The sequence below is a fragment of the Sporosarcina sp. ACRSM genome (assembly GCF_022346545.1).
In the GTDB taxonomy this organism is placed as follows: Bacteria; Bacillota; Bacilli; order Bacillales_A; family Planococcaceae; genus Sporosarcina.
This window is the reverse complement of record NZ_JAKRNU010000005.1, coordinates 268,176-290,064: the sequence shown is the minus strand read 5'-3', so window position 1 is coordinate 290,064 and position 21,889 is coordinate 268,176. Positions and strand designations below refer to the sequence as shown.

27 protein-coding genes are annotated in these 21,889 nt (G+C 43.3%); 20 read left to right on the top strand and 7 right to left on the bottom strand.

The annotated features are described in order from the left end of the window. The 4 genes from MHZ95_RS10405 to MHZ95_RS10390 are packed head-to-tail and all read left to right on the top strand — an operon-like array spanning position 1 to position 3,599. Positions 1–1,224: an ABC transporter permease gene (locus MHZ95_RS10405; RefSeq protein ID WP_239390557.1), complete on the top strand. Its 1,224-nt coding sequence runs from the start codon at positions 1–3 to the stop codon at positions 1,222–1,224. Then, positions 1,221–2,354 (top strand): ABC transporter permease, encoded by a 1,134-nt coding sequence (locus MHZ95_RS10400; protein ID WP_239390556.1) that lies wholly within the window; start codon positions 1,221–1,223, stop codon positions 2,352–2,354. The genes MHZ95_RS10405 and MHZ95_RS10400 overlap by 4 nt, the downstream gene beginning before the upstream one ends. Beyond that, positions 2,347–3,021 (top strand): ABC transporter ATP-binding protein, encoded by a 675-nt coding sequence (locus MHZ95_RS10395; protein ID WP_239390555.1) that lies wholly within the window; start codon positions 2,347–2,349, stop codon positions 3,019–3,021. The genes MHZ95_RS10400 and MHZ95_RS10395 overlap by 8 nt, the downstream gene beginning before the upstream one ends. Beyond that, positions 3,018–3,599, top strand: a complete 582-nt coding sequence (locus MHZ95_RS10390) for a YdcF family protein (RefSeq protein ID WP_239390554.1) — start codon at positions 3,018–3,020, stop codon at positions 3,597–3,599. The genes MHZ95_RS10395 and MHZ95_RS10390 overlap by 4 nt, the downstream gene beginning before the upstream one ends. Before the next feature lie 112 nt (positions 3,600–3,711). Here the strand turns inward: MHZ95_RS10390 and MHZ95_RS10385 are convergent, their stop codons facing one another. Both MHZ95_RS10385 and MHZ95_RS10380 read right to left on the bottom strand, forming a co-directional pair. After that, positions 3,712–4,515: an EcsC family protein gene (locus tag MHZ95_RS10385; RefSeq protein WP_239390553.1), complete on the bottom strand. Its 804-nt coding sequence runs from the start codon at positions 4,513–4,515 to the stop codon at positions 3,712–3,714. A gap of 109 nt (positions 4,516–4,624) precedes the next feature. Continuing rightward, a complete protein-coding gene (locus MHZ95_RS10380; protein WP_239390552.1) occupies positions 4,625–5,422 on the bottom strand; it encodes a histidinol-phosphatase HisJ family protein in 798 nt (265 codons plus the stop codon). Positions 5,423–5,515: 93 nt separating this feature from the next. On the opposite strand from MHZ95_RS10380, the gene hisZ reads away from it, so the two are divergent. The 11 genes from hisZ to rlmN all read left to right on the top strand — a co-directional run bounded on the left by hisZ (position 5,516) and on the right by rlmN (position 14,849). After that, positions 5,516–6,757 (top strand): ATP phosphoribosyltransferase regulatory subunit, encoded by a 1,242-nt coding sequence (hisZ, locus tag MHZ95_RS10375; protein WP_239390551.1) that lies wholly within the window; start codon positions 5,516–5,518, stop codon positions 6,755–6,757. After that, positions 6,758–7,384: an ATP phosphoribosyltransferase gene (gene hisG, locus MHZ95_RS10370; protein ID WP_239390550.1), complete on the top strand. Its 627-nt coding sequence runs from the start codon at positions 6,758–6,760 to the stop codon at positions 7,382–7,384. Positions 7,385–7,390: 6 nt separating this feature from the next. Next, entirely contained in the window at positions 7,391–8,668 is a 1,278-nt protein-coding gene (hisD, locus tag MHZ95_RS10365) for a histidinol dehydrogenase (protein WP_239390549.1), read from the top strand. 1 nt (position 8,669) lies between these two features. Beyond that, positions 8,670–9,254: an imidazoleglycerol-phosphate dehydratase HisB gene (hisB, locus tag MHZ95_RS10360; RefSeq protein ID WP_239390548.1), complete on the top strand. Its 585-nt coding sequence runs from the start codon at positions 8,670–8,672 to the stop codon at positions 9,252–9,254. Between the two features lie 116 nt (positions 9,255–9,370). Next, positions 9,371–10,093, top strand: coding sequence for a 1-(5-phosphoribosyl)-5-[(5-phosphoribosylamino)methylideneamino]imidazole-4-carboxamide isomerase (gene hisA / locus MHZ95_RS10355; RefSeq protein WP_239390547.1), 723 nt, complete (start codon positions 9,371–9,373; stop codon positions 10,091–10,093). Continuing rightward, positions 10,083–10,832: an imidazole glycerol phosphate synthase subunit HisF gene (gene hisF / locus MHZ95_RS10350; RefSeq protein WP_239390546.1), complete on the top strand. Its 750-nt coding sequence runs from the start codon at positions 10,083–10,085 to the stop codon at positions 10,830–10,832. Before hisA ends, hisF begins: the two co-directional genes overlap by 11 nt. A gap of 12 nt (positions 10,833–10,844) precedes the next feature. Further along, on the top strand, positions 10,845–11,486 hold the full coding sequence (gene hisIE / locus MHZ95_RS10345) for a bifunctional phosphoribosyl-AMP cyclohydrolase/phosphoribosyl-ATP diphosphatase HisIE (RefSeq protein WP_239390545.1): 642 nt from the start codon (positions 10,845–10,847) through the stop codon (positions 11,484–11,486). Further along, positions 11,479–12,540 carry a histidinol-phosphate transaminase gene (gene hisC / locus MHZ95_RS10340; protein WP_239390544.1) on the top strand — a complete coding sequence of 354 codons (1,062 nt, stop codon included), beginning with the start codon at positions 11,479–11,481 and terminating at the stop codon, positions 12,538–12,540. Before hisIE ends, hisC begins: the two co-directional genes overlap by 8 nt. A 251-nt stretch (positions 12,541–12,791) precedes the next feature. Next, positions 12,792–12,980 carry a hypothetical protein gene (locus MHZ95_RS10335; protein ID WP_239390543.1) on the top strand — a complete coding sequence of 63 codons (189 nt, stop codon included), beginning with the start codon at positions 12,792–12,794 and terminating at the stop codon, positions 12,978–12,980. A gap of 86 nt (positions 12,981–13,066) precedes the next feature. After that, positions 13,067–13,495, top strand: a complete 429-nt coding sequence (locus tag MHZ95_RS10330) for a DUF2871 family protein (RefSeq protein WP_370642994.1) — start codon at positions 13,067–13,069, stop codon at positions 13,493–13,495. A 289-nt stretch (positions 13,496–13,784) separates the two neighbouring features. Further along, on the top strand, positions 13,785–14,849 hold the full coding sequence (rlmN, locus tag MHZ95_RS10325) for a dual-specificity RNA methyltransferase RlmN (RefSeq protein WP_239390542.1): 1,065 nt from the start codon (positions 13,785–13,787) through the stop codon (positions 14,847–14,849). A 121-nt stretch (positions 14,850–14,970) separates the two neighbouring features. Here the strand turns inward: rlmN and MHZ95_RS10320 are convergent, their stop codons facing one another. The 3 genes from MHZ95_RS10320 to MHZ95_RS10310 all read right to left on the bottom strand — a co-directional run bounded on the left by MHZ95_RS10320 (position 14,971) and on the right by MHZ95_RS10310 (position 16,623). Further along, positions 14,971–15,291, bottom strand: coding sequence for a YflT domain-containing protein (locus tag MHZ95_RS10320; protein WP_239390541.1), 321 nt, complete (start codon positions 15,289–15,291; stop codon positions 14,971–14,973). Positions 15,292–15,377: 86 nt separating this feature from the next. After that, a complete protein-coding gene (locus tag MHZ95_RS10315) occupies positions 15,378–15,674 on the bottom strand; it encodes a hypothetical protein (protein WP_239390540.1) in 297 nt (98 codons plus the stop codon). 124 nt (positions 15,675–15,798) lie between these two features. Continuing rightward, a complete protein-coding gene (locus tag MHZ95_RS10310; RefSeq protein ID WP_239390539.1) occupies positions 15,799–16,623 on the bottom strand; it encodes an aldo/keto reductase in 825 nt (274 codons plus the stop codon). Positions 16,624–16,818: 195 nt separating this feature from the next. Here MHZ95_RS10310 and MHZ95_RS10305 point away from each other — a divergent pair, with 195 nt between their 5' ends. Genes MHZ95_RS10305 through MHZ95_RS10285 form a run of 5 tightly spaced genes read left to right on the top strand, consistent with a single transcriptional unit; the run spans position 16,819 to position 19,817 of the window. Then, the gene (locus MHZ95_RS10305; RefSeq protein ID WP_239390538.1) at positions 16,819–17,232 is read left to right on the top strand and encodes a BlaI/MecI/CopY family transcriptional regulator; all 414 of its coding nucleotides are present in this window, start codon (positions 16,819–16,821) and stop codon (positions 17,230–17,232) included. A gap of 3 nt (positions 17,233–17,235) precedes the next feature. Further along, a complete protein-coding gene (locus MHZ95_RS10300) occupies positions 17,236–18,084 on the top strand; it encodes a M56 family metallopeptidase (protein WP_239390537.1) in 849 nt (282 codons plus the stop codon). A gap of 53 nt (positions 18,085–18,137) precedes the next feature. Beyond that, positions 18,138–18,782 carry a DsbA family protein gene (locus MHZ95_RS10295; RefSeq protein WP_239390536.1) on the top strand — a complete coding sequence of 215 codons (645 nt, stop codon included), beginning with the start codon at positions 18,138–18,140 and terminating at the stop codon, positions 18,780–18,782. Further along, entirely contained in the window at positions 18,772–19,188 is a 417-nt protein-coding gene (locus MHZ95_RS10290) for a disulfide oxidoreductase (RefSeq protein WP_239390535.1), read from the top strand. Before MHZ95_RS10295 ends, MHZ95_RS10290 begins: the two co-directional genes overlap by 11 nt. 53 nt (positions 19,189–19,241) lie before the next feature. Continuing rightward, on the top strand, positions 19,242–19,817 hold the full coding sequence (locus MHZ95_RS10285; RefSeq protein ID WP_239390534.1) for a YusW family protein: 576 nt from the start codon (positions 19,242–19,244) through the stop codon (positions 19,815–19,817). A 73-nt stretch (positions 19,818–19,890) separates the two neighbouring features. Here the strand turns inward: MHZ95_RS10285 and MHZ95_RS10280 are convergent, their stop codons facing one another. Together MHZ95_RS10280 and MHZ95_RS10275 are read right to left on the bottom strand one after the other, a co-directional pair. Next, a complete protein-coding gene (locus tag MHZ95_RS10280) occupies positions 19,891–20,472 on the bottom strand; it encodes an SCO family protein (RefSeq protein ID WP_239390533.1) in 582 nt (193 codons plus the stop codon). 2 nt (positions 20,473–20,474) lie between these two features. Further along, positions 20,475–21,887: a sensor histidine kinase gene (locus tag MHZ95_RS10275; protein ID WP_239390532.1), complete on the bottom strand. Its 1,413-nt coding sequence runs from the start codon at positions 21,885–21,887 to the stop codon at positions 20,475–20,477. Positions 21,888–21,889: the final 2 nt, after the last annotated feature.

Here is a 21,889-nt window from a genome sequence, read left to right as displayed (position 1 = left end):
ATGCTGTCCATTGGAAGAATATTATTTTTCATGCAACAATATCATAAACAGTTGAAGAAGAAGTGGGGAACCCTTCTTCTTCTTTTTCTATTTCCGATTGTTTTAATCGGCCTATTGTTAGGGTTGGTTGCGGGTTTGCTCCTACCAGAGGAAAATTCACCGATTCGGGTTGCCTTGGTCGATGAGGATCAGACGAAGGAGTCCATGCTATTCGGAATGCTTTTGGAAGAGACTGCTACGGGGAACCCTTTCCTGCAATTTGTTTCGCTAACCGAAGCGGATGCGGAAGAACTGATGGAGCGCAATGAAATCAGTACGTATTTTTCATTTCCAGAAGGATTTACCGCGGATTTGTACGAGGGGAAGTCTGTAACAATCCCCATTGTCGGGAATCCAGCTAAGCAGACCGAAAGCTTTGTCGTGAAAGAGTTGGTGGAGAGTATGACCCGCTATATCGCGGCGGCACAAGCCAATATCCTGACAATCAATGACTATGCGAAAAAGACGGATTTGTCAAAGCAGGAACGTCAGGAATTAATGTTTCAGCAGTTTATGGATTTTACGTTGTATACATTAGGAAAAGATAAATTGCTTGATGAAGAAGTCATCACGAATGTAGCAACGTCATCACCGAAGCATTATTACGTTTTAGCAGGCTGGTTTATCGTGTTGTCTGTATGGCTTCTCGCTATTTATAGTGTGCTAGGAAAAGAGGAACATCGTTCGATGGTCGTGCGGATGCAGTTATTTGGTGTGACGCTCTGGCAACGGGTTTTCGCACGCATGCTCGTTGTGTTAGCCTATAGCCTCATCCTAGCAGCTGTGTTGTTTTTCATCATTGATCGAGTTGTGCGTTTTGAACTGTTTGCAATCGATTATGGCCGTTTTGGCTTGTTCACTGCGCTTTATGGCCTATTGTTTGTAGTAGGTGCGGCCCTGATCGACGTTTGGGTGACATCCCGCAAAATGGGGCTCCTCTTACAAAGTCTCTTTCTGTTCCTGATGATTTTGACGAGTGGTGCGCTCATTCCGACCTTGTATTTTCCGCAAGCGGTGCAAGGGCTATTACCGTATTTGTTTTCTTATGAAAGCATGCGTTGGATGATCGATATTGTGCTGGAAGGCCGGAATTATGCGGACTTTACGGCGCTCATGGTCTATGCCATTTCCGGTCTGGTGTTTGTATGGTGTTCAACACGCCTGAAAGAGGGGTGGAAACGTTGACAATAATTGTAACGACTCGGCTGATGCGATGGAAAAAAGAATGGAAAAGTCTATTGTATTGGTTGTTTTTTCCACTCATCATGACATATGTGGTGTTGCAAAGTGTGGGGGCGTGGCAAGCAGAAACGAAAGTGCCGATCGCACTTGTCGTCGAAGAGGAAACGGAAATGGTCACCCATCTCGTTGAAGAGATTGCCCAGTCGGAATTGCTGTTGATCCATTATATGGAGTTTGAAGAAGCATTGCATAAATTGGAACAGCATGAGCTGGATAGCGTCTTTGTCATCCGGGAAGGTTATGAGGATCATATACTGGCGAATCGGCGCAATCAGCTGATTGAAGCGTATTCCTCCAATCGGTCGTTTGCCTACCGTACTGTTGTGGAAATAATCGCTTCCATTGCCCAGCAAGATGCGGCCCGTTCCAAAGCTGCATTTGTTATCAGACAATTGTACAAAGAGCATGGCATGGAAGACGAATGGAGCTATTCTGATATCATTGTAAGCAGTCAGGAACGGCAGCAAAACAAAGCGTTGCTGCAAACAAGCTTTACCTTTTACGCCCAAACAGACGCTGGAGAAGAACAATCGGTGTCATCATTGTCTATAAAGGGCGTCTGGTCGTTTTTTGCATTGCTGATGACATTTTTCTTGTTTGATTGGATCGTCAAAGAAAATCGACCATCACTACGGCCTCGTTGGCATTTTGCACAACTCCCCTTTAAAGCATATGCATTCGGCACATTCTGGCTTTACACAGGGTTACTCGTAATCGTGGATGTCACCACAGTTTTGCTGTTGTCGACTTTCTATAAGGAGAGCATCACCTTCATGGGAATCGTTTCACTGTTAGCGTTCCGGCTCACTATTAATTTGCTGGCGTTTTTACTGGCGACTGTTTTTACCCAATCGTTTTTCTACTATATAAGTGGAACGGCAGTCAGTTTGTTTCTCATCGTCGGGGGTGGTGCCATTATCCCATTGGAAGGTGTTACGCGTAAATGGCCATGGGTGGAACTGTTTAGCCCAGTGCAAGCCTTGTTAAGCGAGACGATCCCGGCTGCATGGCTGATTGCGCTGACTGTTTTGCTGATTTTATGGTTTCAGAAAGGAAGAAAATCATATGCTTGAAGTGTCTGACCTTCAGAAAAAGTATAAGGAAAAGACCGTTATCGATCAACTGTCATTTCAAATGCAGCAAGGGGAAATTGTCGGCCTTGTCGGCGAAAATGGCGCGGGAAAATCGACCTTGCTCCAATTATTGGCAACCATCATGCAACCGACAGAAGGCGATATCCAATTAGAAGGACTTTCCTATCGAAATGATCGTAAGAAAATCCGCAAGAAAATCGGCTATGTGCCGCAAGATATTTCGATCTGGGAAGAGTTCACGGTTGAAGAGAATATGTTGTTTTTTGAAAAGCTGTCCTGGAAAAGACGGTCGCAAGAACAGTGCCGTCAGCTGTGCTTGGATATGCAACTAACGCATTGGAAAGAAAGTGTTCAGTCCTTATCAGGCGGTATGAAAAGAAAGTTGAATTTGGCCATCAGTTTGTTGCACGATCCGATCTTGCTATTGTTGGATGAACCGACAGTTGGCATTGATCTCAAATCGAAAACGGAAATCGGTACATATTTGCATAATTTAGCGAAAAACGAAGGCAAAATGATCATTTATACATCGCATGATATGGATGAAATCACCCATATTTGCGACCGTGTCTATTCAATTGGGAAAGATCCATTTTACACGGAATTACTGAAGGAAAAAGGCGTGGCAGTTGAGGTCATCACATGACTAAAGCAAGGAAAATCATAATGTTCGTCTGTCTACTCGTTGTTGCCCTCGGTATTTTGGGTTGGTGGATAACGGGGAAATGGATCGCTGATGGTTTGGAACCGTCAGCAGACGGTCGGAACGACTATGCGATCGTTTTGGGGGCAAAAGTGAAAAAAGATAGTCTGTCACTGTCTTTGCGATATCGCTTGGATGCTGCGCTGGCCTATGCGAACGAATATCCCCATGTGACACTGATTTTATCGGGGGGACAAGGCTCGGATGAACCGATGAGCGAAGCGGAAGCAATGAGACAGTTTTTAACGGAAAATGGCATTGCGGAAGAACGGCTCATTTTGGAAACAGCCTCTACTTCGACCTATGAAAATATTCTTTTCTCGAAAAAACTTCTGCCGGCTGACGTCGATGCCATCACGATCATTTCGAGTGATTTCCATCTGGCAAGAGCGAAAAAAATTGCGGAAAGCTTGCATCTCACACCCGATGTAGTGGCAGCCAAAACACCGAAAGTAGTAGAAGCAAAATCAAACGCCCGGGAGCGCATTGCCCTTGTGAAAACGTTGATTATGGGGAAATAAGAGCGCGGAATCATGAGATATAATACCAAAAGAGTACCCTTTAACTGCTGAAGGGTACTCTTTTTTAGAATGAATGCATGGCCAGTGGCTATTTTGTATGGAAAGACAAGCATTAGGCAAGTTCCTCGTATTGGATCCGCTCGATAATCCTTCTTTTCCGGTATAGCATTTTGCCGGCTTCTGCGATATCGTTCACCGCAGATCGGTTGATAAATGCACCGAATAACAGCCCTGCGATAGGTATCATTTGAAAAAGTTTTTTCCAGCCGAATTGATCCCGGAAGTTGAACACGACTTCACGCCAACCTTGAAGTTCCGATAGGACTTCCCGCTTCACGGATTCATCGTGTTGATCGAATTGAGACAATTGTGCTAGGATCGCTTGTTTTCCTACGATATCAGCGGAGACAAATTGCATGCATTTAACGATAAACAGCCGTTCTTCTTTTACACTCGGATCATAGCCATAACAAATGGCGATATCCTGCAATGTTTTTAGCTGCAGTCCGAGGAGAACAGGGATGTCGATCGTTAAAGTGAAAATGCCACCGACACCTGTACTGGCACCTTGGATCATTGCGATGTTTTTTCGATTGACGGTAATCTTTTCCGCGGCTTCGTCCATTGCTGAAATCGAAAGTTTTTTCACATCCTCTACTGTTGTCACAGCTAAATCAGAATAATAGGACGGGATTTTAGCGGTCGAGCTTAAATAATTCCCGCCCGTTTGAATGTATTGACCGAGTTCATCCAGCAGCTCGCCAATTTTCCTTTGGATAAATGCAGGGGTCCATCTATCGATGATTTTAAACGGTAAACGTCCGATTTTTTCCCAAAACCATAGATCATTTTGGTCTTTTTCCCAAGCTTCAATCGTTTTTAATTCTTCTAGTAACCATTCCTGTGATTCTGCCAATGATCCTCTCACCTCGTTCTTTGGATATAGTTCTATACGAAAGCCCCTAGTATAAAGTTTCATTTCCAATTTTCCACGAATCGGCCATTCGTATACAACCGATCAAGGGTTAGAATAGGCTGGAAATTGGATGGAATGTCGGTTTTTGATTTTCGAACGTTGCTATGTAGCGGAAACCGATCGACTGGAACAATTCAAGGGATTCGCGGAATTGGAATGCGATATCTTCGGGATTATGGGCATCCGATCCAAGTGTTATGATTTCTCCCCCACATTGTTTGTACAGTTTCAAAATATCATCGCTTGGCATGCCATTCGACAATCCGTAACGGACACCTGACGTATTCAATTCGATGCCCTTCCCTTCCGGAATGATAATGTTGAAAATGTCCGTCAGTACTGCGTGAAAATCATTGTCAACCCGTTCTTTTGCATAGCGTTTAATCAAATCGACGTGCCCCAGTATATTGTATTGCTTAAAGTTTTTTACACAATAAAGCAACTCGTCGTAATAAGCCGAAAATGCCTCTTCCGTTGTCTTGCCGATGAAAATATCGCCGTAATGCAGGCCTTTCTTTTCGACTGTGTGCATGGAGCAGATGATGAAATCGAATGTTTCCTTGTCCAACAACGCCTCATATTGACCGAGTAGATGAGGCTGTACTCCGATTTCCACTCCTTTTTTAATGCGCAAACGCCCCTCATACTTCGCTTGCAATTCTTTCACTTTACGATCGTAATCTTTTTTATCAAAATCGAAGACGATAGTATCATCAGGGTAGTCATAATCGATATGTTCCGTGAAACAAATCTCAGTGAGCCCCTTTCGAATCGCGCCTTCGATCATTTCTTCCATGGATGCGGTGCAGTCCGCAGAAAACGAACTATGCATGTGATAATCAAACAAAAAATTCATCTCCCTTGTTGACATTTGTTGTCTATACCTTTATAGTACTAAATAACTTTAGTCTAGTAAAGTGATAAAGCGAGGGTGGCAGAAATGGTCAAAAACGAAGTATATCCTGAAATGCTGTTAAGTGAAAATGAAAAGTTCGAACGCATTATTAAAACGATCCATAAGCGTTTTACAACATACGGCTATAAGCGCATTAAAACATCCGCTTTCGAACAATACGATTTATACTCCAAAGTAAATAGCTCGATCAATCAAAATGAAATGGTGAAAGTGATCGATCGAACCGGGGAAGTGCTCGTCATGCGTCCGGATGTCACGATTCCGATAACGCGGGAGCTAGCACAAAATTTCCCAATTTTAACAAGTGAACTTCGCTATTTTTACGTACAAGAAGTGTTCAGGCAGCAAATCGAACGCAATGAAAGTATCGAAAGCACACAGGCTGGGATTGAATATTTCTGTCAAAGTTCACCAGAAGCGGATGCGGAAGTCATTGCTCTTGCCTGTCATACGATGAAAGATCTTGGATTTTTAGATATCAAAATCGAATTGGGGCATGCGGCATTTTTCCAGGAAATCATCCGAAAATTATTGCTGACGGAGCAACAGATCGATCAATTGAAAGCTTTGATTCAAGCGAAGAATGTCGTTGAACTCGGCCCCTATCTAGCAAGTCTTGACGTTGATCGTGAAATGCGGGACATCATTGAACAGATTCCTTTTCTATATGGCAATCCAAAAGAGGTCTATGAACGGACAAAAGGGGTCGTCCTGTCACAGGAAATGCAAGAGACACTGAATTATTTGATGGCCGTTTACGACGTCTTGAAAATGTATGGCTTGGATCAATATATCATCATCGATTTAGGGCTGATCAATCATATGGACTACTACTCTGGTGTGATTTTCCAAGGGTTTGTGGAAAGGTTTGGCAAACCGGTTTTAATGGGCGGCCGTTATGATCGATTAGGGGATGAATTTGGGGCAACGCTGCCGGCAATCGGATTTGCATGTGAAATCGAGTCGCTCGTCAAAGCAACGGAAAGCAGGGACATCTCTTCCCGCTCGTTGATTGATGTGAAAATCATCTATGACCCAACACAATTAGCGGAAGCCATTGCCATCGCGAATGAGTTGCGGGAGCGGAATTATAGTGTCGTGTCATTGCCCGCACGAAAAGAGCAGGAGATCAGGCAAGAGAGTGTTTGCACAATCCGCTTGGAAGCGGAAAAGAACGCGCTTTTCTATAAAGAAAAAACGATCTATTTCAAAGATTTGAATGAGCTCGTCGATTTACTTGTTGGAGTGAAGGGAGCAACGATTTAAATGACACAATTGACCATTGCCATGGGAAAAGGAAGGACAGCGGATCGGGCGATGAAGCTGTTTGAACAAGTCGGCATCCGCTTTTCCGATTACCATGATAAAAGTAGAAAACTCGTGATTTATGATGATGACAACAAAGTGAAACTGATCTTCGTTAAGGCGGTTGACGTCCCGACATACGTCGAAAACGGTGCCGCGGATATCGGAATCGTCGGCAAGGATACGATTATGGAAGATCCGGTCGATGTCTATGAATTGATGGATCTTGGCATCGGCAAATGCATCGTGGCCGTAGCGGGCTTTCCTGAGAAGGAATTTACAAATGGTGCCCCGTTAACGGTCGCTTCCAAATATCCGACGATCGCCAAAGACTATTTCACCGGGCAAGGTATCCGGGTCGAGACGATCAAATTGAACGGATCGATTGAACTGGCGCCTCTTATTGGATTGGCAGATGTTATTGTAGACATCGTTGAGACGGGAACGACGTTAAAAGAGAATGGCTTAGTCGTCCTTGAAAAGATTGCGGACGTCAGTGCCCGAGTCATTGTCAACAAAGCGAGCTATGCGACGAAAACGAGTCAAATCCAGCAATTCATTGGGGATTTGAAAGCAGCATTGGAGTGAAGGCGTATGAGAATCGTAATGATGGAGCAATACAGTGTAGAACAGAAGCAAGGAACCGGGTTTCAGCAACATGATTTTGAGCTGGATAAAACTGTACTTGGAATTATCGAAACAGTACGTGAACAGGGCGATAAAGCTCTAAAAGAATATACGGAAAAATTTGATGGTGTCCGTTTGAAAGACTTGATAGTATCGCCAGAAGAATTTGAGCAAGCGCAGGAACAGGTGACGGAAGAGTTCCGCATCGGATTACAGAAAGCGAAGGAAAGGATTACCGCTTTCCATGAAGAGCAGAAAGAAAAATCTTGGTTTATCCAGCAAAAACAAGGTATTTTACTCGGTCAGCAAGTGACCCCTTTAGATAGCGTAGGGATCTACGTACCGGGTGGAAAAGCGGCTTATCCATCGACTGTTCTGATGAATGCCATCCCAGCGAAAATTGCTGGTGTTGGGCGCATTGCGATGGTGACGCCGCCTCAGAAGGACGGAACGGTGAACCCGCATGTCCTTGTCGCCGCACAAGAAGCGGGAGTGGACGTGGTGTATAAGATCGGCGGAGCTCAAGCGATTGCAGCACTTGCCTATGGGACGGAAACCGTGCAAAAGGTGATGAAAATCACAGGACCAGGTAATGCATTTGTCGCCCGTGCGAAAAAATGGGTATTCGGAGACGTTGCCATCGATATGATCGCGGGGCCAAGTGAAATTTGCGTCGTGGCGGATGACAGTGCAGTACCGGAATTTGTTGCGGCGGATCTCTTGTCGCAAGCGGAGCATGATGAGCGTGCGACGGCGATTTGTGTGACGACGAGTAAAGCTTTTGCGGAAGCGCTCCAACAAGAGGTAGTAGCACAAATTGAACAAGCGGATCGTAAGGCGATCATTGAACAATCGATTACGGATAACGGAAGAATCATTTTGGTTAATTCTTTAGAGGAAGCATTCCAGTTTGTCAACGAGCTGGCTCCGGAACATTTACAGCTGATGGTGGACAATCCGATGGAACAGTTGTCGTTCATTCGCAATGCGGGAGCCATTTTCCTCGGCAACTATTCCCCTGAAGCATTGGGCGATTATATGGCAGGACCGAATCATACGCTGCCAACAAGTGGGACTGCGGCATTTTCTTCGCCACTTGGCGTCTATGACTTTATGAAAAAATCAAGTATTATTCATTACAATGAACGAGCGCTGCAAGAAGTGGCAAATGATATTATTACCATTGCGAATGCGGAAGGCTTAACGGCTCACGCTCATTCGATTCAAGTGAGAAAGGCGGATTAACATGCGGAGTAAATCGATTTCAAGACAGACGGCGGAGACGAAGATCAACTTGGACTTCGCCATTGATGGTAGTGGAGAAACAAATATCTCAACAGGTGTTGGCTTTTTCGATCATATGCTGACGTTGTTCACGAAACACGGTAGATTTGATTTGACGGTTGATTGTGATGGGGATATCGAAGTGGATCAACACCATTCCGTCGAAGATATCGGCATCGTGCTCGGTCAAGCATTTTATGACAGCATCGGGACGAAAGAAGGGATCGAGCGCTATGCGACGGTCTCCACGCCGATGGATGAAGCCTTATCGACGGTATCGATCGATATTAGCGGCCGCCCGTTTTTCGTCTATAACGTGGAAGGCTTGAAAGATAAAGTCGGGGAGTTCGACACAGAACTGGTCGAGGAGTTTTTCCACGCGTTTACGAGCCACGCCAAAGTGACGTTGCACATCAATCTGCAATATGGCAAAAATAGTCACCATATTATCGAATCGATCTTCAAAGGATTTGGCCGCGCATTGCGGGTGGCGAGTGCGATTAACCCAGAAGTAAAAGGCGTGCCGTCTACAAAAGGGACATTATAAGGGAAAATAATGTTCGGAGTGGGGATATCGGCGGTGGAAGATCGTTTATCGGCGTTCCGTGCGAAGATATCGGCGAATCAGGACTTTACTACTAACTTTTAACAGGAGGCTGTATCATGATTTTATTTCCAGCAATTGATATAAGGGGTGGAAAATGTGTACGCCTGATCCAAGGTGATTACGATCAGGAAATCATTTACAATGATTCACCGACAGCAATGGCAAAAGAATGGGAAACGCAAGGTGCGGCGTACATACATGTCGTCGATTTGGACGGGGCGAAAACGGGCGATTCCTTGAATAAAGAAGCGATCCAAGCGATTGCGGGAAGCGTCTCGATTCCTGTACAAGTCGGGGGCGGCATTCGTTCCATGGATATCATCGACGCACATATCGAGGCGGGGGTTAGCCGCGTTATTATTGGAACGGCAGCTATTCAGGATCAGCAATTCCTAAAAGAGGCCGTTGCGAAATATGGCGATAAAATAGCGGTATCCATTGATGCACGTAACGGCTTTGTTGCGACAGATGGCTGGACAAAAACAAGTGATGTCAAAGCGGTTGATCTGCTCCAAGAGTTAGCGGAAATCGGTGTCCGGACTGTCGTCTATACGGATATTTTAAAAGATGGCATGCTTCAAGGACCTAATTTCGCGGAGTTAGAAATGATGGATCGCGCATCCAGTATTGACATCATTGCCTCTGGAGGCGTATCCACAGAAGAGGATATCGTGCAACTGCGGGAACTGAATCTATACGGCGCTATTATCGGAAAAGCATTGTATGAAGGGAAACTATCTTTAACTAAATTATTGGGGGACGACAACGATGGCAAGTAATCGAATTATTCCATGTTTAGATTTCGATAACGGGAAAGTTGTAAAAGGCAAAAAGTTTTTGGATGTTAAAGAGGTAGCAGATCCCCTTACATTGGCGAAGAAATATGTAGCGGACGGTGCAGATGAACTGGTGTTTTATGATATTGCTGCTTCTACAAAGAACCGGGCTATCTTCTTAGATTTGATTGCTGAAATTGCCAAAGAAGTGCCGATTCCGTTCATTGTCGGTGGAGGTATCCGGACCATTGAAGATATTGAAAAGATTTTTGCAGCGGGTGGGGATAAAGTGTCCATTAACAGTGCCGCGCTCAATAATCCTTCTTTAATAGAAGAAGCTGCTCAACGATTCGGTTCTGAACGCGTCATTTTGTCCATGGATGTTAACGAAGTCTCTCCTGGCAAATGGTCGGTCTTTGCGAAGGGCGGACAAGAAGATACGGGAATCGACGCAATTGAGTGGGCACAAAAAGCGGAAAAGCTAGGTGCTGGTGAACTGGTCGTCAATAGCATCGGGGAAGATGGCGTGAAAGATGGCTATAATCTTACTTTGACAAAAACCATTGCAGAAGCCGTCAATATTCCTATCATCGCAAGCGGTGGGGCGGGGACACCTGAACATTTCTACACCGTATTGACGGAAGGGAAAGCTGACGCGGCGCTAGCGGCATCTGTGTTCCATTTCGAAGATATTAACATCGGCGAATTGAAGAGTTATTTGGACGAAAAATTTAACGGTTAGGAATGACGGACGATGACTTTACAAATAGATAATTTGGCATTTGATGAAAAAGGGTTGATTCCCGCCATTGTGCAAGATGACCGGACTGGAAAGGTCTTGATGCTTGCTTATATGAATAAAGAAGCGTTGCAAAAGACGATCGATACGAAAGAAACATGGTTTTTCAGCCGATCCAGGCAGGAATTATGGAATAAAGGTGCAACGTCGGGCAATCGCCAAACGGTCAAACGCTTGTTATTCGACTGTGATCAAGATGCACTTCTGGTACAAGTCGATCCACAAGGACCTGCATGTCACACGGGAGAAGAAACTTGTTTTTATGAAACGGCATTCGAAGAGGAAACGTCTAATCGAGAAGTTGTCCAAGAAGTGGTCGCTGAAATTAAAGACCGTCGCAATAATCCAGTGGAAGGCTCCTATACGACTTATCTTTTCCGCGAAGGATTGGATAAAATCCTGAAAAAAGTCGGGGAAGAAACAACGGAAGTCGTCATCGGCGCAAAAAATCGGGATAAGGCGGAAGTGGCAAGTGAACTGGCGGATTTGACCTATCACTCCCTCGTATTGATGGAAGAACTCGGTGTGACAGTGGAAGACGTCAAAAACGTATTGCGGAAAAGGCGTCCAAAGAAAGAAGTGTTGCGCGATGAGTAAATTTTGGAGCACTATGGTGAAACGGACGGAGCCGTATGTGCCAGGAGAGCAGGACAATCGGGAAGATATTGTGAAATTGAATACGAACGAAAATCCTTATCCACCAAGCCCGAAAGTGCAAGAAGCGATGCTTGGAGAGATGAAGCGCAGTCTTCAACTGTATCCATCCCCGACTGCGGATGAATTGCGGACAACGATCGGCAGACGGTACGGGCTTACGAAAGAAGAAGTGTTTGTCGGGAACGGATCGGATGAAGTATTAGCATTTTCTTTTATGGCGTTTTTCGAACCCGGGCAACCGATTCGCTTTCCGGACGTGTCGTATAGCTTCTACCCGGTGTATGCCAAGTTATTCGATATTCCTTATGAAGAAGTTCCGTTGTATGAGGATTTTACTTTGCAAGTAGAACAGTTCTTTCAGTCCAAAGGTGGCGTCATTTTGCCGAATCCGAATGCGCCGACTAGCCTTTACGCTGAATTGGAGCATATCGAGGCCATTGTGAAAAATAATCCAAATCAAGTCGTCATCATTGACGAAGCCTATGTCGATTTCGCGACAGAATCTGCGGCATCACTCATCCGGAAATATGACAATCTGCTTGTCGTCCAGACGACATCCAAATCACGTTCGTTGGCAGGTTTACGTGTCGGCTTTGCGATGGGTAACCCTACGTTAATAGAGGCATTAATTCGCATTAAGGACTCTTTTAACTCTTATACATTGGACCGGCTTGCGCTTGTTGGGGCCAAAGCGGCATTTGAAGATGAAGCGTATTTTAAGGAGTCGACAGCGGAAATCATCTCCACAAGGGAAAAAGTAAGTGCGACATTGGAGCAACTTGGATTCCATGTACTCCCTTCCCAAGCGAATTTCGTATTTGCCACCCATGAAACGGCAACCGCAGAATCTCTTTATAAGAAATTAAAAAAGGAAGGCGTGCTAGTTAGATATTTCAACAAGCCTGGAATTGATAACTATTTACGCATTACCATCGGAACAGACGATCAGATGGAGCGGTTTGTTGGGAAACTGAAAGGGATTCTCCAGCAATAGGAAGTTTTCTGCCAATCGCGCCTCGGCGTGATTGCGTCCAGATTTTGAATTGAGCAAAGCTCAATTAACTCCTTTCAAAATCTGTGAAATCCGCTGAATGAAGATAAATGTTCATATCAACAACTAGCAGTCTTTGAATTTGAAAGACTGCTAGTTGTTTTTTACGCAAATCCTACATTCTGTGGAATCTTGGAGATAGAAGTGAAAGAAACTGGTATACTTAATCTATATTTAGCAGGGAGGTTGGTTTGTTGTTACGTTCTAAATACATTGATATTGCGCTGACGCTGTTCATGGCTTATTTCGCCTTTCGCCGTTTTTCAGATGGACAAGTCGGTTTTGGAATCTTTTTCACCGTATTATGTGTGCTGAATATTTTGGCGCTTGTTATGAAAATCAAGGCAGGAAAAGACACAAACAATACAGTTCAATCGAAGTGAGATACTCTATAAATAGGGTATCTTTTTTCATTTCCAAGGAAGATTTCCTCAATAATTGGGCGGTCAAATCATAGAATGGAGTACAAATGATTATTTTACAGGAAGTGATGAAAGAACCGATAGGAGGTGAGGAAACGATGGCAAAAACATTGTTGAAGATTTCTGTCGTCTACTTTATGATCGGGGTTTCATTCGGATTATATATGTCGTTTACACATATTTTTAATATGACGACTGTGCATGTGCATGTCAGTTTGTTAGGATGGATGTCGCTCGCTTTGATTGGGTTATTTTATCATCATTATCCGAACTTGGAGAAAACTAGTTTAGCAAAAGTACATTTTTGGCTTCATAATATTGGATTGCCTGTAATGATGATTGCAATTGCATTGGCGATTTCTGGTATGGGCGATGTATTTTTTCCTATCGCTACAACTGGTGGGGTATTGACCTTGATTGGGATTTTCTGCTTTGGCTTTAATATTTTGATGAATTTGGATAGACGTGTAGCTTAGCATTCACAACGTCCGTTCTCCCGTCATGCATTTTGCGGAGAGGGACGTTTTGCATTCAAGAATAGAAAAAAGTTGTTCCAATCACCGAATTCCTGTAGTATAATGTGTGGATTGCAATTTATCTTCATTCAGCAAATGTTTTGTACTGAAAGTGAAGTGCCAGTTGCTGAAAGAAGATAAAGCCTCCGGCGGATGTCACAGATTTTGAAAGGAGTTAATTGAGCTATGCTCAATTCAAAATCTGGACGCAATTACGCCGAGGCGTAATTGATTGAAAAGAGGCTACCTAATGAAAAAATCAATATATGGACTAACGATCGATCAACTGACTGAGTGGTTACTTGGACAAGGACAGAAAAAATTCCGTGCAGCGCAAATTTGGGACTGGCTTTACAAAAAGCGTGTAACGAGCTTCGCTGACATGAAAAATATAAATAAAGATCTAATTGAGCTGTTGGATGCAAACTTTGCGATCCAGACATTGGAGCAATCCATTAAGCAAGAATCAGCGGATGGAACCATCAAGTTCCTATTCAAAATGCAGGACGGCAACCTGATTGAGACGGTATTGATGAAATTCCATTACGGTTACTCGGTTTGCGTGACTACACAAGTCGGCTGTAATATTGGCTGCAGTTTTTGTGCGAGCGGACTATTGAAGAAAAACCGTGACTTGGATGCAGGAGAGATCGTCGAACAAATTATGAAAGTGCAATTCCATCTGGATGCAAAAGGGCTGGACGAGCGTGTCAGCCATATTGTCGTCATGGGAATTGGTGAACCGTTTGACAACTACAATAACTTGATGAGCTTCCTTCGCGTCATCAATGACCAAAAAGGGCTTTCCATTGGAGCACGTCATATTACTGTTTCAACGAGTGGGTTAACACATAAAATCAGAGAATTTGCCGAAGAAGATTTCCAAATCAATTTAGCGGTATCTTTGCATGCACCGAATAACGAACTTCGTTCACGCATTATGAAAATCAACAAAGCATTCCCAATCGAGAAGTTGATGGATGCCATCGATTACTATCTCGAATCCAAAAACCGAAGAATCACATTCGAATACATCATGTTACATGACGTCAATGACCACGTGGAAGAAGCACAGCAATTGGCAAAATTGCTTGCCGACAAACGTCACTTATCCTATGTGAACTTGATTCCATACAATCCGGTAGACGAACACGACCAATATCGACGCAGTACACCGGAAGCGATCAAAGCATTTTACGAAACACTGAAGAAAAAAGGCATCAACTGTGGTGTTCGTCATGAACAAGGAACAGACATCGATGCGGCTTGCGGACAGTTGAGAAGTAAACAGATTAAGAAAGAAAAAGTGAAGTAAAAAAACGCATCCGAAAGCTGGATGCGTTTTTTCGTTACATACTCTTGTCCGTAAGACAATGTTAAACGGTAAACAAAATAGGGACAATCCATACCAACCAGATGGATTGTCCCGTCCTACCTTATTTTTGGGCGATGAGTACAAGTTTGCCCTCATCCAGTTCGCTTTCAGCGCGGGCGGCTTCTTCCTTCGATAGGCCCGCTGCCTCCATTTTGCTGCGCAATTCGTCACCGCGTGAAGAAAACATATTCTTCATGCTATCCAGGAAACCTTGTTCTTTCATACTGACTTCTTCTGTGTCGAGTGCATCCGTGATGTCTTTCCCTCTTTTTTTATCATGCGCAAAAATGTAAATGTCATCGTGAGTATAGCCTTGCGTCACCAAATCTTCAATTTCTTTTTTAGCTTGTACGGCATTTTCTACTGTCAGTTTAACTGTCATTTAAAATCCCTCCAAATTTGTTGGTGCCTTCTTTATATACCTCAGAAGAAGAGATTTTAAACAATTTGATAACGGAAAACAGTAGATTAGCTGCGCAAATTCTTATAGGCGGAGATGAAATCTGCGGGGTCGCTTTCAATTTCAAATGTAAATACGCCTTGATGCGTATGCAAATAAAAGAGGCCGGTTCCACCGGAAAATGGCTTATAGGATAGATCGTGTACATGCTCTAAATTGAATTTGTTTTTGGCGGTTGCAATTCGATTCGGATATAAGAGGATTGTATGTTCAGTACGATTTGTCGTTTGCTCATACCAGCCCATTATCCGTTCCACGACGATATAGGTCAGGGCGGCAATTGCCTCATTATTAGAATGGATCATGTGATTTCCCTCCAAGCAAGGTTTGATCAACTTAAGCTTATCCTAACCGTTTTATCATGGAAAGAGCAATAGAAAATGCCGGATATTGAAACAAATTTACTTCGTTTCAATATCCGGCATTTGTTCACCGTTTATGCATTTCATTCGGATCTGAATTATTGCGCTCATTGCGATCTAAGGCAGCAATCTGATCCATATCCGATGCGCTCAATTCAAAATCAAACACATTTAGATTTTCCTGCATTCTGGATGGGGTGACTGTTTTAGGAATGACGATGACATCTGTTTGAAGATGCCAACGAAGAATGACCTGAGCAGGGGTTTTCCTGTGTAGTTCTGCGATTTCTTTAATCACAGGGTCCTCGATCACTTTTGTACCATTCATGAGTGGGCTATAGGCTTCCAGAAGAATACCGTGTTCTTGACAAAATTGTTTCAGCTCTTTTTGCTGTAAATAAGGGTGGCATTCCACTTGGTTGACTGCTGGTTTTACTTCGCACTCATCCAGGATCCGCTGTAAATGTTCAATTTCGAAATTACAAACACCGATTGCCTTAGCGCGGCCATCATAATAGATTTTTTCAAGTGCTTTGTACGTTTCCACGTATGTATCGTATTTCGGGGTTGGCCAATGGATCAAATAAAGGTCCACATAGTCGAGCCCCAGTTTTTCAAGGCTTTCGTCAAATGCCTTTAATGTATTTTCATATCCGTGATCACTGTTCCACACTTTTGTTGTGATGAAGAGATCTTCGCGCGGCATATCGCTAGCGGCTAACGCTTCACCGACGCCCACTTCGTTGCCATAAATTTTAGCCGTATCAATCAATCGGTAACCGGCTTCCAATGCCTGACCTACAGCGGTTGCGGCTCCCTCATTCGGTACTTTCCAAACTCCATAGCCCAGTTGAGGTATACGAATTCCATTGTTCAGTGTTAGGTATTGCATACAATCTCATCCTTTCCCTAATCTTCTATTCAGTCTAGCACAATTATTTTTGAAAATGAATGGACAAGGCTAACGTTTCATAAGCAAATATAGAGCTGAAATGTTACAAAATGATTAATCAATCAAAAAGTCCAATTCCTATCTTGACTCGCTAAAATGATTGCACTACACTGAGTAGGGTGAGGTGAAAATCAGTTGAAAATCCGCAAGTTCAAAATGAATGAGAGTGGGTTGAACCGCTTTTTCGGACCGCTTGAAGCGAAGATCATGGACATTCTATGGAATGATGTGGAAATGACGATCAAAGAGGTTCAACAAGTGCTGGACCGGGAAAAATTGACGAATTTTAATACGGTGATGACGGTTATGAATCGATTAGTGGAAAAAGGGATTTTGCAGAAAAGGGCAGAAGGCAGATCGTCTTTGTATAAGCCAGTTCTGTCAAGAGCCGAATTTTTACATACTCAATCGAAAGAAATGACAAACGAATTGATGGACGAGTTTGGGAACGTCGTCGTCAGTCATATGCTGGATGCACTTGAAGAGGTCGATGAAGATCTTGTTGCCAAGCTGGAACAGAAAATCCAAGAATTGAAAAAAGGTCGATAACGTATGCACAAACGTCATTCTACTACGATGTTCATCGTTACGCTTATGATTTCGGGAACGATTTTGTTTCAAATGGGCTACTATCTTCTATCGATGCTGGCTGGATGGAATGTCCGTTTCAATCTTGTAGCGGTCTGTCATAGCTGGTTAAAAATGATCGGCCTAAGCTCGCTTGAATATGTACTCAATGCGCTTGTCATTTATACGTTCCTATTTTCGATCTATAAAATCATTTCACAATGGGTTCAAGCGTCACATATGAAAAAACGCTTTGAGCAATATAAAGAGAACAAGCTCACCAGTGAAATGAACGAAAATTACAGTGGAGGACAAGAGGATTTCCTCATTTTTTCTCATCCAGTTCCGCTGGCGATTACAATGGGGTTCAAGCGACCTAAAATTGTGCTCTCAACAGGATTGATTAACTTGTTGAATGAAGAAGAGCTAAAAGCTGTCATTACCCATGAAATGGCTCATAAAACCAATCGGGATCCGTTGGCTATTTTTTTAATGACCCTATGTGCGGCAACGATGTGGTATATTCCGATTTTAAAATGGTTCAGTCAGCAATATGGCATTATAAAAGAATTACAAGCGGATGAATATGCGATTGAACAACAAGGGACTTCTGTCCATTTAGGCAGCGCATTGTTGAAAATGTTAAAAGCAGGACAACCTGAGAACATGGGCTTCACTTATGCATCATTTGCTGATACATCGGTCAATTATCGGATGAATTATTTGCTGAATCCATTAAACGGGTTCAAGCCGAAGCTTCCGATGCAGATGACAATTCTTTCTCTAGCAGTCTTTAGTTTAATCAGTGCTCTATTTATTTACGCGCTTGCGTAAATTTTTTACCATATTACACTACGTGTTGTAGTTTGAATTAGGAGTGTTCGAAGATGAACAAGAAAATATTTTGGCTCGTTGGGATTATTGCTGTTTGTTTAATCGGCATCATTGTGTTAACGAACGTGAGTAATAAGTCGGTCGATATCGACTTTGCAGGTCAACCATTTATAGGGGAGGCGTCGGCGCCTGTTGAGATTGTTGAATTTGGCGATTACAAATGCCCAAGTTGTAAAAATTTTAATGATCGAAATTTCCCGGTCATCTATGAAGAAGTCATTCAAACAGGAAAAGCGAAATTTTACTTTATGAATTACTCATTTCTTGCTGCGGATTCAACGACAGCGGCACAGTTCGCGGAAACCGTCTATGAGGAATTGGGGAATGACCCGTTTTGGGAATTCCACAACTTGCTGTTTGCTAATCAAACTTCAGAAACAGGACAATCGACACTCTTTACGGAAGATACTTTAGAAGCGCTGTTAGCGAGCGTGGTTACTGAGGAAGACACTGCAAAAGTGATGACGGCTTATCGTGAAGGAAAAGGGAAAGAACCTTGGAATCAGGATATGAATATCGCAAAAGGTCTCGGGGTTTCCTCTACGCCCACAATCTATATCGATGGCAAGGAATTCAAAGGACAAACGATGGATGATTTCACGAAAATGGTGGAAGAGGCGGCTGCGAATGGTCAATAAACCACTCCTGTTCGCCTGGATAACTGCGATTATTGCGATGGCAGGCAGTTTGTTTTTCAGCGAGCGCATGGGCTTCGTGCCCTGCACGCTCTGCTGGTATCAACGCATTGTGATGTATCCGCTCGTCCTAATTCTAGGCATTGCATTTTATAGCAATGACCGGAAGATTTACCTGTATGGGCTTCCGATATCAATTATCGGCCTATTTGTTTCCGGTTATCATTATGCATTGCAAAAAATGCCTGGCTTGCAAGAATTCAGTGTCTGTTCAAGCGGTGTTCCATGTTCTGGACAGTATATCAACTGGCTCGGGTTTATCACCATTCCATTTTTGGCACTCGTTGCATTTATCATCATCACGATCATGATGTGTCTGTTGTTAAAAGAAAATCAAAAAAATCAATGATACATGTGTAAGATTCAGCAAATGGGGAAAACAGTGTGCAGGAGGTAGATAAAATGAAGAAAATGCCCATTACTATTTCTGCAATGGCGCTGGCGCTCGTACTGGGTGCTTGCGGAACAACGACAAATGATCCGGATCCTGCAGTCAACGAACCGGCTACGGGGGAGAGTGGTCAAGAAACAACAAATGGAACGACTGGATCGACCGAATCGACTGATTCATCCGTGACGAATACACCGGATACCAATGCGGGCACTACGACCGGGCAAAACACGGCGAGCCAGGATGAAATGCAACAAAAAATGGATGACATCGAGTATGCGGATTTCAGCTTAAGTGTGGACTATGCCGATCATCAGGAGTACGAAGCGGAGCTCGAGAAACATAGTAATAATTCTGTTGAAGCCGAAATCGATGATTCGCTTAATCAGGTGAAGAAGAAAGGGACAGATGCTTTCAGTGAACTATACCCGCTTGTGGCGCAGCTGACGATTACACAACAGACAAGCAAAGCGGATGCTATTCAAGAAGTGATGGATGTGTTTAAATTACCAGCGGATTATAAAGAACTAGAGTTGGAAATCAAATTCAAGGACGGAACAAAAATCGAGTTTGAAGATCGAAAATAAAGTCCCCGAAAAATTAAATATTCTCTTTATTGGAAAACACCTTTCAGATTCAATCTGAAAGGTGTTTTCCTTTTCAAAAAGGAGTGCCATTCACTAATTTGCGAATATCTTTCATGAGATCATCCGCATAAGAAGGCTCTACGTAGTTCACTTCTTTGACGACATGACCTTGCTGATTAACGAGATAGAAGTTGGTACCGTGGATGACTTGGTCGGACGAATCAGGTTTATGGATGATCGTCTGGAATTGTTCTCTTGCAAACGATTCAATTTCATCTTGGGGATAACCCGTTAACAAATGCCAATTTGAAACATCATCTGTGAACTGACGGATGTATGTTTGGAGCACTTCAGGTGAATCGACTTGCGGGTCCACAGTAAATGAAACGAATTCAACTTCAATGGATTTTTCAGCCAATTTCTTCTGCAAAGCTGCCATTTCCATCGTCATCGGTGGACAGACCGTTTCACAGTTCGTGAAGATGAAATTGGCGATCCATACTTTTCCGGCCAATTGCTCGGAGCCGAAAGTTTGTCCGTGTTGATCGGTAAAGGAAAAAGATTCAATTTGCCGTCCCTGCTGGGAGGTTGTGCTACAAGCGGATAATACCGTCAACAACAGAACAGAACTCAGGATATAGATTTTTTTATTCACGTTCAATCATTCCCTTCAGTCATTGAAAAGCTTGGTAATTGAATCGTAACCGTCGTTCCGGTCTGGGTATCACTCGCAATCCTAAATTGTCCGCTGTGCAAGCGAATGATTTCTTTTACAATGGATAGTCCTAAACCGGTCCCTCCGGTAGTCCGATTCCTTGCCTTATCCGTTCTGAAAAAACGTTCCCCGATCCGTTCTAAATCTTCTTTGTCGATAGGTAAGCCTTCATTTGTCACTTGGAATTCGACGAAATCCCCTTCTTCTCTCAGAGAAACTTTGAGAGTCCCTTTCAAAGCGGAATACTTCACAGCATTGTCAATCGTATTGTAAAAAATCTGCTGAACACGTTGCGGATCTCCGCTAATGATTACGTCTTCTTGGATGGCGGTTTCGATCTTGAGTTCTTTTTCCTGTATATGGATTGCGAACAAGGCCAGCGTATCATGTACCAATTGAGCAATGGCAATTGGTTGTCTATCGATAATGTAAAGATCTTCTTGCAGGTGATTCAATTGAATAAGATCATTGATCAACTTGCTCAACCGTTCCGTCTCTTTTTCAATGGTAGCCAAATAGTTTTCGGCTTCTTCCGGGGAAGAATAGATTTTTTCCTTCAAGACATGCGTGTAGCCTCCGATGTACGTCAGAGGTGTCCTCAGCTCATGGACAATACTCGATGTGAATTCTTTTTTCCGTATTTCCTGCTGTTCCAATGAACGGCTCATTGTATTGAATGCTTTTGTCAATTGTCCGATTTCATCAGCCCGATCCGTTTCGATCCGAGTGGAATAATTTCCTTTCGATACTTCATAGGAAAGTTGCTGCAAATCTTGCAACGGTTTGAACAATGAACGCCACGATTGATTAATCACTAGAAAGAGGAGAAAGAAAAATGTCGTACCGACAGCGACGAGGAGTGGAATGCTTCCTCGGAAGACGTCTTGGACTGCGGCAAGCGGCACGTAAATATAAATGAAGCCCAGCAGTTCATTCTCTCCTTTGATCGGGAAAATGGCTCCGAGGATTTCGCGATCCAATTCTTTCACGAATCCTTCTTTAAAGATATAGGCGCCATTTTCCAAGGCGGCTCGATCGTTTGCGTCGATCAGTGTTTCATAATTGACCTGGTAAGGGAAATAGGATGAAAGATCGTCCAAATTGTTGACCACAATAATTTCATATTCCGAGATGATGTTGTACCATCTGATTTTTTCAATGATCTCATCATTCAATTCGCCGTAATGGTAGTGGGAAGTCGTTCGTTTACCTTGATAGACAATCGATTCTTCAATGCTTTTTATATATAATTCTGAATATAAATAATGGATGAAGAAAAACGAGAACAGGACAGTGAAACCGATGCTGGCACCGAGGATGAGCAGGATTTTTCTACTTAGCGTTAGTTTTTTCATCC

Coding starts and splice junctions, on each gene's coding strand:
- MHZ95_RS10405 (WP_239390557.1), top strand. CDS start 1: ATGCTGTCCATTGGAAGAATATTATTTTTCATGCAACAATATCATAAA.
- MHZ95_RS10395 (WP_239390555.1), top strand. CDS start 2,347: ATGCTTGAAGTGTCTGACCTTCAGAAAAAGTATAAGGAAAAGACCGTT.
- MHZ95_RS10390 (WP_239390554.1), top strand. CDS start 3,018: ATGACTAAAGCAAGGAAAATCATAATGTTCGTCTGTCTACTCGTTGTT.
- hisZ (WP_239390551.1), top strand. CDS start 5,516: ATGGTCAAAAACGAAGTATATCCTGAAATGCTGTTAAGTGAAAATGAA.
- hisG (WP_239390550.1), top strand. CDS start 6,758: ATGACACAATTGACCATTGCCATGGGAAAAGGAAGGACAGCGGATCGG.
- hisD (WP_239390549.1), top strand. CDS start 7,391: ATGAGAATCGTAATGATGGAGCAATACAGTGTAGAACAGAAGCAAGGA.
- hisB (WP_239390548.1), top strand. CDS start 8,670: ATGCGGAGTAAATCGATTTCAAGACAGACGGCGGAGACGAAGATCAAC.
- hisA (WP_239390547.1), top strand. CDS start 9,371: ATGATTTTATTTCCAGCAATTGATATAAGGGGTGGAAAATGTGTACGC.
- hisF (WP_239390546.1), top strand. CDS start 10,083: ATGGCAAGTAATCGAATTATTCCATGTTTAGATTTCGATAACGGGAAA.
- hisIE (WP_239390545.1), top strand. CDS start 10,845: ATGACTTTACAAATAGATAATTTGGCATTTGATGAAAAAGGGTTGATT.
- hisC (WP_239390544.1), top strand. CDS start 11,479: ATGAGTAAATTTTGGAGCACTATGGTGAAACGGACGGAGCCGTATGTG.
- MHZ95_RS10330 (WP_370642994.1), top strand. CDS start 13,067: ATGATTATTTTACAGGAAGTGATGAAAGAACCGATAGGAGGTGAGGAA.
- rlmN (WP_239390542.1), top strand. CDS start 13,785: ATGAAAAAATCAATATATGGACTAACGATCGATCAACTGACTGAGTGG.
- MHZ95_RS10320 (WP_239390541.1), bottom strand. CDS start 15,291: ATGACAGTTAAACTGACAGTAGAAAATGCCGTACAAGCTAAAAAAGAA.
- MHZ95_RS10315 (WP_239390540.1), bottom strand. CDS start 15,674: ATGATCCATTCTAATAATGAGGCAATTGCCGCCCTGACCTATATCGTC.
- MHZ95_RS10310 (WP_239390539.1), bottom strand. CDS start 16,623: ATGCAATACCTAACACTGAACAATGGAATTCGTATACCTCAACTGGGC.
- MHZ95_RS10300 (WP_239390537.1), top strand. CDS start 17,236: ATGCACAAACGTCATTCTACTACGATGTTCATCGTTACGCTTATGATT.
- MHZ95_RS10295 (WP_239390536.1), top strand. CDS start 18,138: ATGAACAAGAAAATATTTTGGCTCGTTGGGATTATTGCTGTTTGTTTA.
- MHZ95_RS10290 (WP_239390535.1), top strand. CDS start 18,772: ATGGTCAATAAACCACTCCTGTTCGCCTGGATAACTGCGATTATTGCG.
- MHZ95_RS10285 (WP_239390534.1), top strand. CDS start 19,242: ATGAAGAAAATGCCCATTACTATTTCTGCAATGGCGCTGGCGCTCGTA.
- MHZ95_RS10275 (WP_239390532.1), bottom strand. CDS start 21,887: ATGAAAAAACTAACGCTAAGTAGAAAAATCCTGCTCATCCTCGGTGCC.